Annotated in this window: 7 protein-coding genes; 3 read left to right on the top strand and 4 right to left on the bottom strand. The window is 48.4% G+C overall.

What is annotated here, in order from left to right:
* The first annotated feature begins 93 nt into the window (after positions 1 to 93).
* Positions 94 to 1266 carry a glycoside hydrolase family 2 TIM barrel-domain containing protein gene (locus tag LN737_RS30050; protein ID WP_405514814.1) on the top strand — a complete coding sequence of 391 codons (1173 nt, stop codon included), beginning with the start codon at positions 94 to 96 and terminating at the stop codon, positions 1264 to 1266.
* A 136-nt stretch (positions 1267 to 1402) separates the two neighbouring features.
* Here the strand turns inward: LN737_RS30050 and LN737_RS30045 are convergent, their stop codons facing one another.
* Positions 1403 to 3865, bottom strand: a complete 2463-nt coding sequence (locus LN737_RS30045) for a prolyl oligopeptidase family serine peptidase (RefSeq protein WP_405514812.1) — start codon at positions 3863 to 3865, stop codon at positions 1403 to 1405.
* 79 nt (positions 3866 to 3944) lie between these two features.
* A complete protein-coding gene (locus LN737_RS30040) occupies positions 3945 to 5180 on the bottom strand; it encodes an ROK family transcriptional regulator (protein WP_405514810.1) in 1236 nt (411 codons plus the stop codon).
* A gap of 304 nt (positions 5181 to 5484) precedes the next feature.
* Between LN737_RS30040 and LN737_RS30035 the strand changes: the two genes are divergently transcribed.
* Positions 5485 to 8808, top strand: coding sequence for a SusC/RagA family TonB-linked outer membrane protein (locus tag LN737_RS30035; RefSeq protein ID WP_405514808.1), 3324 nt, complete (start codon positions 5485 to 5487; stop codon positions 8806 to 8808).
* Positions 8809 to 8827: 19 nt separating this feature from the next.
* Positions 8828 to 10426 (top strand): SusD/RagB family nutrient-binding outer membrane lipoprotein, encoded by a 1599-nt coding sequence (locus LN737_RS30030; protein WP_405514806.1) that lies wholly within the window; start codon positions 8828 to 8830, stop codon positions 10424 to 10426.
* Positions 10427 to 10526: 100 nt separating this feature from the next.
* Here the strand turns inward: LN737_RS30030 and LN737_RS30025 are convergent, their stop codons facing one another.
* Positions 10527 to 12107, bottom strand: a complete 1581-nt coding sequence (locus LN737_RS30025; RefSeq protein ID WP_405514804.1) for a VCBS repeat-containing protein — start codon at positions 12105 to 12107, stop codon at positions 10527 to 10529.
* Positions 12108 to 12267: 160 nt separating this feature from the next.
* On the bottom strand, positions 12268 to 12909 hold the full coding sequence (locus tag LN737_RS30020; RefSeq protein WP_405514803.1) for a cysteine hydrolase: 642 nt from the start codon (positions 12907 to 12909) through the stop codon (positions 12268 to 12270).
* Between the last annotated feature and the right edge of the window lie 48 nt (positions 12910 to 12957).

Raw genomic sequence — 12957 nt, 5'->3', positions numbered from 1 at the left:
AATAAAGCCAATTCCAATAAAAATTATCAATCTAATCGTCCTGCAAATAGTAAATCGACTGTATTGTACAAAACAGATACTGGCTGGAATTTAATGAGAAATGGGAAACCCTTTTTCATTAAAGGCGCTGGTGGTTTTAATCAGTTTAAACGCTTAAAGGAAGCTGGTGGTAATTCCATTCGAATCTGGGAGGATCACGATGCCGCGCGTATTCTGGATCAGGCGCAGGCGCTGGGATTGACCGTCATGTTTGGCTTATGGGTCGAGCGGGATCTGGACGGATTCGATTATTACGATGAAGAAGCAGTTGCCAAACAATTTGAACGCATCCGTAAAATAATCGTGAAATACCGAAACCATCCAGCGCTGCTGATGTGGTGTGTGGGCAATGAATGGAATTTACGGGCAAAAAATATAGGGGTTTATGATGAGGTCAACCGGATCGCGAGTATGATCCATGAGCTTGATCCGCATCATCCGATAACGACGGCCATTGGCACAACTCAGGCACGTACTATCTGGCTTATTAAAGATCGTTGCCCGGCCATTGATATTATATCTTTTAACGTATATGGGGCGCTGTATCAGCTAAGTGATGTTCTGAAAGAAGCGGACTGGACTGGGCCGTATATGCTTTCGGAGTTTGGAACGCTGGGGCACTGGGAATCAAGAGTTGCCCGCTGGCAGGCGCCTATAGAACTGCCCTGGCAGAATAAGATCGATTTTATTAAGAAAAATTATCTGAAATACATCGGTTCCCAGCCGCCCAACTGCCTGGGCGCTTATATGTTTTACTGGGGCAACAAAGAAGAAGGGACGCATACATGGTACAGCTTTTTCGATGCAGAAGGCAACGAAACTCCTTTTGTAGAAACGATGCAGCAACTGTGGAGCGGACGGCTTCCTAAAAATCTGGCACCCGAAGTTGGTAAAATAGAAGTAGATGGAATTGATTCGACGTACCGTTCATTTCCGGCTTCGGCTACCCTGCATCAGGCACGTATTACAGCCTCAGACCCCGAGAAGGACTCATTGTCTTATTACTGGGAAATTAGGCCGCAGGCCGCTCTCATTAACCAGTACGACTATATGGACGTCAGCTTAATGCCAACCGAAGGATTAATTGCCTCAGCAAAACGGCCGGAAACTTCATTTCGTTTGCCGTCAGTTGCTGGTCAATATCGATTATTTGTCTACGTTTATGATGGTCACAAACACGTAACGTCGGCTAACATACCGTTTCTGGTTGGCCGACGTGTTCAGTAACAGAATTGCTAACCCATTCTCCCGCCCAGCCTACTGAATTCCATCAATCGGATTCCCCACCTTCAACAGATAATCCGATTGACGAAATAAAAACGTTACGTCATTCGGCCTGAATGATACCGCTCAACGTGATTCATTAGGGCGCTTCTGTCTGGCTGACGGTCTGCCCATTGACCAGCGACCAGTTGTTATCGAAAAAGCCTGCTTTTCGAATTCCTTTAATCCCATCGCGGAGCATGGTCAGGTCGAAAATCATAAAGTCAGGAAATCCGCTACCGCCCGCAAAATATTGGTTTGCATCCGTTGCTTTCAGACCAGGCAACCCCGTTCCGGTTATAACAGCTACCGACGCCGTTGGGCTGTCGGACCGAGGCCAGGTAAAATACGCCCCGAGCGTTTGGCCTGTGTAGCGTTCATTCCCGATGGTTATCTGACTCCGATTTACCTGCACAGGACAGTTCGCCAGCAGTTTAGCCCATGCCCGATTGGTAGCCGAATTGCCGTAAAGAACTATGCCCCGATCAGCGTACTGGCCAGCGATAAACTCTTTGTCGGTAATCATATCAATGGCGCCGTTGCCCCGGTAGTACCAGGTTTCGGCATCATAACGAGCTTTGTTATACGCCCAATTGTTCTCATCCGGCGTACCCGATGTTCCGTAAACAAATACCATTCGGTTGTTGAAAGGCTCTTTGAACGTACCGTTACGGTGCGGCCCTTTTTGTTCAATGGGTGGTTTGCTGCCCACTTCCCATTGCACTTTTCGAGAAAGGTATAGTTTATCAGCCGCGCCTTTAACCGTGTAGCTGATCGTGTTGAGACTGTCGAGCGAAATCGAGACTGATTCGCCAGCTTGAAAATCGCTTAAGTCGAAGCTCAACAAAGCGACATTATCCGTAGTGCCGGTAATGCGTTTTTCTTTTTTATCGCGCTTTAGCTGTACACGGCTTAGCTGCATCGGCTGGAGTTGCTGCTCAACTGTCAGCCAGTGCATAGTTGATGAAATAGCGGGACTGGTTGTTGTAAAATCGATACTATGAACGGCGCTGTCGACCGGAATACGGTGCCCCCGAAAATAATCGAACAAAGGATTCCAGTCGACACTTTCATTTCCGTACCAGTGTGATCCTCCGGGATATTCGTAATACGAAAAATCAGGATGAAACGTACCGAGCAACTTCCGCATCTGCCGGGCGTATTCAACGGATACCGTACGGTCGGCGTCGCCATGCAGCACATAAACGCCCAGCGGCTTGTAGTTGGAAGCTAATGCCAGTACGTTGCTGGGATTGCTGGCTCTCAGCAGCAGATTCTCCATTGGCGTACCACCTTCTGTTGGAATTTTACCGTCGTGCGAACCGTAGTCGGCCAGCGTTGGGTAACCCGCGCAGGGAGCAATGGCCGCCCAGTTGCCAGGGAACGTAGCGCCCAGATACCACGTACCATGGCCACCCATCGAGTGGCCAGTGAGATAGATACGCTGTGGATCAGGCTTATACTGTTTTTTGGCGATGGCCAGTACTTCCAGCGCATCCAGCCGCCCCCAGTCTTCCCAGTTAAATCCCCGTGGGCGTCGATTAGTTGGGGCCACAATGACGCCCCAATCCTTAGGCCGGTAGGCGCGTGCCTGTCCGCTGGCTTCAACTCCTGCCCCATGAACAGACAACACCAGGGCAGGGGCCTTTCCATCGGGCTGTTGCTGAGGAGCTACGCCGTAATACTGAACGCTGCCATCGATTTTGCTGATGAATGTATAGTTCTGATGGCTGGAAGGCTCCACAGCCGACAGGCTGACTTCTTTTTCGTCGAGAGGTTTGCCACCCTGCAACAGCCGAATCTGTGCTTTTATGTCGCCTTTCTGCTTTACCCCGGTTGGATTGATTCGAAAGCCCACCTTACGCGTTGTCATGGACGCTACGGCCGATACGTCCGTTATGAGTGGTTTGCCCTCTAGCTCGCTCTGAATCTGTAAGTCTGTTAACGATTTGGCAGAGGTATTCACAATAACAACGGCGCCCCAAAGTGGGTCAGTCTGTTTACCAGCAACGATGCTGGGCAGGGTGGGATCTTCCGTATTCAGGCTTATGGGTTTATCCGGGAAAATCAGCTCTGTCATCAGCCCCTGATATCGGGAAAATTGCGACGTGCGTACGTAAAATTCATTACGTCCTTTTTTGAGCATAACCGGCACGTAAAGCCATCCACTCGCGTAGGGGTCACCTGCGTGCGGGGCGCCATTGACATAGACCATGTTGTGGCCGGTAGTATGAAGCAGAGCCGACTGTTCTTTATTCGAATCGTAGGTCAGATACAAATACCCGTTGTTAAAGGATCGCCCTCTGAATTTATGGTCTTTATCAGCCGACACCGCCTGCCATTTTACCTCCTGCGGGCTATCTGCTGATAAAGGTTGCCCTTCTGTTGGTGCCTGTAATTTGTTCTGATACAGCAGATAAGCGAGCTGATCAGTATAGAGTGCCTCGCGGCCATAGTGGTGGCAGGGACCAATGGACAAGCCCTGCGTAAAGGAGTGAACCGTTTGTGCGCAAACGGCATACGCAAACAGCAGGATAAATCCTGTAGTAAGGAACTGTTTCATAACGTAACGTCGGTCGTTTCGTGTTCGAGAAAAAGAGGAATCAGACTGAATCCATGGCGGTGTTCTTAAAAATCAGGGCTTAGTAATTGGCAAAAATGTTTTCCATTACGTAGGCGTGTGTGCCCAGCCATTTGGCCTTACCATTCAGCTGCGTCAGTTCGATCGTGATGTCATTCCGGAAATCGCTCAGGCAATATTTGCTGATGGCCTGTTCAATAGTATTCAGTATAAAATCAGCCGCACTCGTCAGCACACCATCGATGATAATCATTTCAGGATTAAACAGATTAATAGCTACGGCCAGGCCCTTTCCTAATTGAAAACCCGCATCGTGCAGAATATCAATGGCATACGAATCGCCCTGATGTGCGGCATTGATGAGTTCATCGATATCGATCTGCTCAACCTGATCCCGGAAACTGGCCAGTTTGGAAACCTGCCCGGCGAGTATATCCCGCTGCACCCGGCGAACCAGAGCCGAAGCCGACGTAATGGTGTTGAGACAGCCAATTTTACCGCAGTAGCATAGTTCGCCTTCCGGATCAACCTGAATATGCCCCAGCTCACCCGCAAAACCACTGGCCCCCTGGAAGACCTCGCCATTCACGATGATACCCAAACCCACACCCCAGTCGATGTTGATAGCCAGTACCTGTTTTTTGCCCTGCGCTCCTCCAAACCGGCTCTCGCCCAGTACGGTTGCTTTCGTATCATTAATCAGGTAAACCGGCTTATCAACCTGTTCCGAGAACCACTTCGTTAAGGCGTCTTCAGTCTGATTCAGCTTCTTGTACGTCAGGTTGATACCTCGCCGGGCGTCGATCAGACCGGGCATGGATATACCTACAGCAATCAGTTCTTCAGGGGCTAGGCGCGAATCAGCCAGTGCCTTCGTAAAATAACTGACAAGCGTAGTCAGGAAAGACGCATTGTCGTTAAGCCGCAGATCATAGTTGACACGAAATACTACGTTACGCTGGGTATCCATAAACAGGATCTTGGTATCGTGCGTGCTGACATCAATGACGGCCACAAAATGGTGCTTGGTACTCAGGCCAAACAGAACAGGGCGTCGACCATTGTTGCCGATGGCCGTACCTATAGCGGTAACCCATTTCGTTTGGATTAATTCGTCAACTAAACTGGTGACAGATGGGACACTATTGTGCAGCAAACCAGCCAGGTTAGCGAGTGTACAGGTGCCATTCGTGTAGAGATGAGCCAGTACTCTCCGCTGTTTTTGATTTTTCTTGTAATCAACAACTGACTGCTGCGAAGATGACTCCTCTTCAAGGAGCCCGACTGATGGGTGCATGCGGGTAGACAGGTAAAGTGTAGGAATCAATAAATAACTAGACTAGGTGAGAGCCATTTGCCAAAGAACGTACAATCAGGAAATTACTTTCAAGGAATTTCCTGAGCGGCTGTATTCTTTTCTTATTAGACATCATTGTGGCTATTAGGTCTTTGCAAAACTAGATAATAAAGGTAGTTAGTAGAATTAATTATATTAATTGGTAAAGTTTATAAAAAAAAATATTAATTCGATGTTAATCCTAAAATAAATAACTATTAATATTGTGTCAGCTTCTAAAATTAAAAAATAATTAGCTCTTTCCATGGCAAAAAATTTACTTAGGCTTATTATCATGTTATTGGTGATAAGTACTCCTGCCTTAGCCCAGACTATCTCGGGAAAGGTAACTGCTAGTAATGATGGTCAGCCGTTGCCAGGCGTCTCCATTGTGGTGAAAGGTTCCACAACGGGAACTATTACGGATGCAGATGGCAAATACAGCATTGCTGCTGGTAGAAACAGAACGCTGGTTTTTTCCTTCATTGGCTACAAAACCAAAGAAGTGGCCGTTGAAAGCAAATCAACAGTCGACATTACGCTGGACGAAGATGCTTCGTACCTGAATGAAGTTGTGGTAACGGCGCTAGGTATCAAGAAGGAAGAACGTTCTTTAGGATACGCCACAGCCGTTGTCAACAACGAAGCTCTGGTGAAAACGGCAAGTCCGAACTTTGCAACGGCACTCTATGGTAAAGCGCCCGGCGTGTCTATCAACGCTACGCCCGGTGGCGCTACGAGCGGTGTCAGTATCAACATCCGTGGATTGGCCTCAATTACTGGCAATACGCAGCCGCTGATCGTAATGGATGGTATCCCCATTCGGAATGGTGAAGCCAGAAACACCGACTACTGGGGCGATCAGCGCATCCGGGGGAATGGTCTGCTGGATTTAAACCCGGCTGATATTGAAAACATTTCGATTCTGAAAGGCGCTTCGGCAGCGGCTCTGTACGGTTCTGAAGCGGTTAATGGCGTAGTTCTGGTGACCACCAAAAATGGGAAAGGCAGAAAAGGACTGGGCGTGGATTTCAGCGCCAGCTACAGCGTCGATAAAATTGCTTACCTGCCACGGTACCAGAACGTAAGAGGCCCTGGTTACTTTTTAAATTATGCCAACGGTGGTCAGGATGCCAACGGATTCATCTCGTACGATACCAATGGCGATGGCAAGGGCGACACCAGAGGGTTGCTGGGTGCGACGGTAAACTTCGGGCCTAAATTTGATGGACAGCCTGTTATGGCGTTTGATGGTATCGTTCGGCCGTATTCGCCATCGGGCAACAGCTACGCTGATTTGTTCCAGAATGCCAGCAGCGCCCTCATCAACCTGTCGGTTTCTAAAGCTACGGATAATTCCAACCTACGTTTTTCGTATACCCGCCAGGACAATGGCATGATCAGTTACGGTGCGAAAAACGAAAAGAACATCATGAACCTGAATGCCAGCTTCAATCCAAGTAAGAAGCTGCAAACGGACCTGATGATCAATTACGTCAATCAGTATACGCACAACCGTCCCTATAAAGTGGATCGTATGATCAACAACTTTACGGGTATGATGAACCGGTTTGAATCCGCTGACTGGTACTTCAACAAATATCAGACCAGCCAGGGCTACAAATACGTAACGGGAACCAACCAGAGCCTGACGCCTAACGAGAATATCATTCGGAACGGTTTCAAAACGGATATTGCTGATTATGTGTGGAGCACCCGTGCCAACACCTACGATGAATACAGCAACCGGGTAATCGCCAGTATCACCCAGAGCTGGCAGATCATAAACGATCTGAAATTAAGAGGTCGTCTTGGAACGGACTTCACATCGGAGCGTATTGAAGACAAACAACGTAGCTCTATCCCGTTGGCGTTTGGTTATTCTGGCTCTTTTGCCATGAACAACAACATTTACAACAATGTGTATGGAGAAGCCCTGCTGATCTACACCAAAAAGCTGAACGACGCCTTAACCATTTCTGCAACAGGTGGCTACAACGCTTACAGACAGTTAAATACGATGGTAAGCCGCTCAACCAATGGTGGATTGAGCACGGAGAATTTCTTCGATATATCGGCTTCGGTCAATACAGCCGGTGGTACTAACTCACGTATTCGCTGGATTCGGGATGCTTACTTTGGTACACTGAACTTCAACTTCAAAGACATTGTGTACGTAGAAGGTACACTCCGCAGAGACCGTACCTCTACGCTTGCACCGGGCAACAACGCCTTCCTGTACCCGTCTGTAAACACGTCATTTGTGTTTAGCGATCTGTTCCGGCTGCCCACAGCCATCAGCTATGCCAAGCTGAGAGCATCCTGGGGTGTAGTGGGTAACTATCCGGAAATTTACAGAGCGAACAATGCATACACGCAGGGAAACCTCAGTTTGCAACAGTCGGGTGGTAGTTCCGTATTATATACGAACATCAGCAGCGACTACGGTAACGATAAAATTCGTCCTGAACAGAAGCGTGAGTTCGAATTTGGTCTCGAAACCCGCTTGTTTAAAGATCGCTTACGCATCGACCTGGCCTACTATAACGCACAGATCGTCGACCAGATCTTACCACTGACCATTTCGGCCAGTTCGGGCGCCCGGTCGATTCTGGCGAATATTGGCACGCTCAGAAACCAGGGTCTGGAAATGGCACTGACAATTTCACCGCTGCGAGCGAAAGACCTGAACGGTCTGAACTGGGATCTGACATTGAACCTGGCAAAAAACAGCAATAAGGTAGAAAAGCTGACCAACAACTCGACTGAACTGCTGCACGCTGATTACGACGGTAATGCCGCTCAGTTACGTTCTGTGGTTGGCCAGCCAATGGGTGATATCTACGTTCATGGAATTTTGAAAGATGCCAGCGGACGTAATATAGTCGGGCCGAACGGTATCTATCAACTGGATGGAGCCAACTGGATTAAAGCCGGTAATGCCATGCCGAAACTGACGGGTGGTTTATTAAACAGCTTTAGCTACAAAGGCTTTACGCTGGATGCGGTTATCGACTTCCGCTATGGTGGATCAATCATGCCGACCGGTATCAACTGGTTAACATCCAGAGGCTTGACAGAAGAAAGCCTAACCGCTATGGATACCGAACACGGTGGACTTAGCTACTACATTGATGCCAACGGTAAAGGTATTCAGACAACGGCATCTGCCGGTCCGAACGGGCAAACGGTATACCACGATGGTATGTTGATGGACGGTGTTCTGCCAACGGGTGAAGCTAATACAAACGTTATTTCTCAGGCTGTTTACTACAACAACACCTACAACTGGGGTGGTCCGCAATACAGCAGCTCGCGCTATGAGTTGTACGTGAAGGAAAACACCTATATCAAAATGCGGGAACTCTCGTTTGGGTATAGAATTCCGGCTAGTATCACCCGTAAAATTGGTACGCAGAACCTGACGGTGTCGGTGTTTGGCCGTAACCTGTTCTTCCTGTACAGAACCATCAAAGACATGGATGCTGAACAGGCTAACTCAAGTACGCGGTGGTCAGAAAACATCAGCAACGCAGGTAACAACCCATCATTCCGCACAATGGGTGTCATGTTACGTGCCAGCTTCTAACCTTAATTCAATCATGAAAATGAAAAAAATATCATTCCTGTTTTTGGCTGGGCTTCTTTTGGCGAATGTGTCCTGTAAGGAGTCGGAATTTACAGAATCGTATCCGGACCCTTCCAAAATTGCTGCGACGACCGTTGAAAAGCAGTTTACCGGCGTACTGTACGCTAGCCGCGATTATGTGCTTCCGGGCTATCGGTTTTACTTCGTTACGTTGAGAACCTCCCTCAACCACTACAACCAGGCAACGGGTTGGATCAACGAATCCGGACAGTACGTTCCCGGTTCGTCGGGCGTGGAAGATGTGTGGTACAATTATTACAACGTGCTGGCACAGTACCGTGAACTGCAAAAAGTATACGCGTCGAAACCGGCGGATCAGCAGAATGATCGCAAAATATTCATGCTGGCTGCTGCCGTATTCGTCTACGATTACACGCAGAAGATGGTCGATCTTTTCGGACCTATTCCCTTCAGCACAGCTGGCTTGCTGAGCACCAATGGCGGTGAATACCTGACATCGGCTGCCAAATTCGATACGGCCGAAGGGATTTATACGTTCCTGCTTGATGATCTTAAACGGATCGCTACCGAGCTGAATGGCATTACGCTGAATTCCGGTTATCAGAAATCGTTTCAGACGCAGGATTTCCTGAACAAAGGCGACGTAACACTCTGGAAGCGGTATTGTAATTCGATCCGCCTGAGATTGCTGAACCGGGTATCGGATGTTGAAAGCTTTAAATCCAGATCGAACACCGAAATAGCTGAGATCCTGGGTAATGCAACGACCTATCCGATTGTTGAAACCAACGCCCAGAACATCCAAATCAATGTGTATGATGTGAATACCGACATCAACTCGAAAGGATTTCAGGATGGTTTAGAGTCAACTGATTGGTTTGGCAATACGGCAGGTAAAGCGATCATTGACAATATGAATGTCAATAAGGACCCACGTTTATCACTGCTTTTTGAGCCAGGCGCCAGTGCAGCTGGAAAATATATTGGCATCGATCCTACAGCTACATCATCGACACAGCAGGCACTATATAGTGCTGGTCAGGTTGCGATCTATAACCGCTATACGTTGAGCCGTAACCAGTTCTTCCCCGGCGTACTCATCAACGCAGCGCAGATGAACCTGATCAAAGCGGAGTATTATCTGCGGGCTGGGAATGATGCTTCGGCAAAAACGGCCTACGAAACGGCAATCGCGCAGTCGGTTCAGTTTTACAACGGTATTCTGGCGGTTTCCAACGCTACGGGTGTGACAGGATCAGTGAAACCGACTCCGGCAACCGACGCTTCCATTGCTGCGTACATCGCTGGAACTGGTGTAAACTGGAGCAGTGCAACAACCAGCGCCGACAAGTTAAAGCTGATTGCTACCCAGAAATGGCTGCATTATAACCTGGTTCAGCCCTACGAAAACTGGGCGGATATTCGCCGACTGGACTATCCGGTGTTGAGTTTCCAGGCCGATAATGCAAACAATCAAACATTACCTCCTGTTCGGTGGACCATCCCCGGAAATGAAATTACCTACAACACAGCGAATTATGAAGCTGTTCGGTCAACGGATAAGCTGACTACTAAGGTTTTCTGGGATGTGAAATAATCTCTGGCAGCCAATGCCAAACGAGTGTACATTTTAGGTTTGGTTAACAAAGAAAAGGGGCAGACCGACTGGTTTGCCTCTTTTTGTTTATAAGCTGGTTTTATTTTTTCTTATTCTCCAGAATCAGCAATTGCGGAAAGGACGTAATGCCTTTGAAGAGTAACTGGGTCATTTCGCCCACCGTGTGAAAATAAGAGCCCAATGCGATGTCGATATCGCCATCCTGGTCGAAGTCGGCCGCTTCCATCGTCAGCCATTTTCCGTAAGCTGCTTCGGGCATACTGAACGGCTTGAAGCTAAACCGACCCTCGTTGGCGAAATAAATAAAGCCCTGTTCCGGCTGAGCCAGCGTTGAATAAAAGGACGTAGCGGCAATGTCGAGATCACCATCCTGGTCAAAATCCCGGGCAACGGCTTTACTAGCCCCGTACATTGGATAAAACCAGGCTTCGGTAAAATTGTCTTTTTTGTCGTTGAGGAAAATCCGTACTCCGTGGTAATTTTTATTGACGGCTGAATAGTCCCAATTGTCGCCATTGGTTAGCAGAATATCCTGGTAGCCGTCTTTGTTAAAATCAGCAAGTTCAAAATAGCTGGAGCCAAATACCGGCGGGAAACGTAACACAGTTTTTTCGTTAAAGCGCCCATTGCCCTGGTTATAAAATATACTGACTTCCTCCCGAGCCTGCGCCATTAGCACCATGATATCCGGTTTTTTATCACGGTTAAAATCGGCAATTACCACCTTGCGGGCACCCGGAACGGCTTTTAGGATATGCTCTTTGGTGGGTTCGAAACCATCGTACCAGAACAGTTTGCCGGCATTATTGCCGAATCCGCAGATAACGACATCTTCTTTTCCATCGGCATTCAGATCATCGGCGGCAAACTGAACGGGACGGGGCAGGGCCCGGATATTGATCGGCACATAGCCCGCTTTTGCTGCTCTTTCTAGTGTCATGAGTCGGCCGAGTTGTTGGTCTGACGGACTGAAAATGCCAATAGTTAGCAATCTGGGCGCTGCGTTTCCGGGGAAATCCATATCAGTTGGTGGGGTATCGATCCACCAGGTATCTTTCAACGTAGCACTGCCTCCCTGCAACCGACCGTCGAGTACGTAGAGCGCATTTTGGGCGTCCCCAACGTAAAGCTGAGCCGTATTTTTGTCGTATTTCAGTAAGGTGGTTTGCGGAACGGGTTTATCCCCTAGGCTGATTTCGTTTGCCTTAAACAGTGGCAATTGATCGGTTATGGGCGTATGCGGTTTTTGCGGCAAAGGTTCCGCGGGCGCACTGCGTTCGTAAAACCGTACAATCGCTTCCCAGTCGGCCATTGAGAGTGTGGCGGTTTCAGGGTAAATGTTCAGCTGGCTAATGGCTCTTTCTTCCTCGGGCGAAAGCGGTTTCAGGGTATCCTGCCCGGGTAATTTAAGGCCAAGCCGCCTGGCCATATTTGGCAAAACGCCTGTAATCCAGGTTTTTTTGTCTAATAGTTCAGGCTCAGGAAACAGGTGGCAACTGGCACAATAGCGTACAGCCAGTTGTTTGCCGACGGCGGTCGAATCGCCAAGAAGCGTTTTTCTGCCTTCGAACGTAACACGAATGGTGCTGGTTTCGGGACTGGAAAAAGAGAGTATCCACAGAGAAAGGAAAAGAACCAGACCAGTTTTGAGGAAAGGCATTGTTGACGCGATTTTTAGCAAGGCTATTGCATCGGCTTATCGTTCCGGCGAGTCTCGTGCCGGAGTGCCAACAACGTGTCGATTCGTTATTGATCGAACTATTGAGGAAAATAAGCTGGCTTTAGTTCACTAAAGATAGCAAACCAAAGCCAGAGCACCATTAGGCAGCGTAACCCCTTGTTTCTACTTCCTGAACGGCCTCACCCGTCAAGTCATCCAGAAACTGGTCGTGCGTCATCGGCTTCGAAAACATCGGAAAGTTTTTGGCGCAGGCAAAGGTTTGTTCTTCCTCACTGAGTGTTGCTGTACAGTCGGTCAGGGTGATTACTTCAAACCCTTTTTCGTAGCCCGACCGCATTGTCGACTCAACGCAGCAGTTGGTCAGAAAACCGCCCAGTGCCATCGTTTCGATGCCTTTGCTACGTAGAATAAAGTCCAGATTTGTACTAGCGAAGGCATCCAGCCCGCGCTTACCTTCCAGCACAATATCCCCTGTTTGCGGAGTTAACGCATCCACAATCTCAACACCCCACGAACCCTTACGGAACGATTGGCTGTCGACTACGCCCTTCAGAATGCCGTATGGGTGTTTGGTAATTTCAAAATATCCCTCCTGGAAACTGATTGGCGAATGAATAATGACGGCTCCGGCTTCGCGGGCTTTTTGTACCAGATCGAGCGTATTTTCCAGCATATTGGTCGATTCCATAACGCCCTTTACAGCATCGTGCAGCGTACCACCGGGCGACGTAAAATCATTCTGATATTCGATCAGGACAACGGCTGTTTTTTGCGGATTCATAGTCGTATGCGTTTGGGTGATTAACTAATGCTGAAAGCTACCAAAATC

Origin of the sequence: Spirosoma sp. KNUC1025, assembly GCF_045160025.1 — a bacterium.
Lineage (GTDB): Bacteria > Bacteroidota > Bacteroidia > Cytophagales > Spirosomataceae > Spirosoma.
The sequence above is the reverse complement of the archived record's forward strand: the minus strand, read 5'-3'. Positions and strand labels throughout refer to the sequence as shown.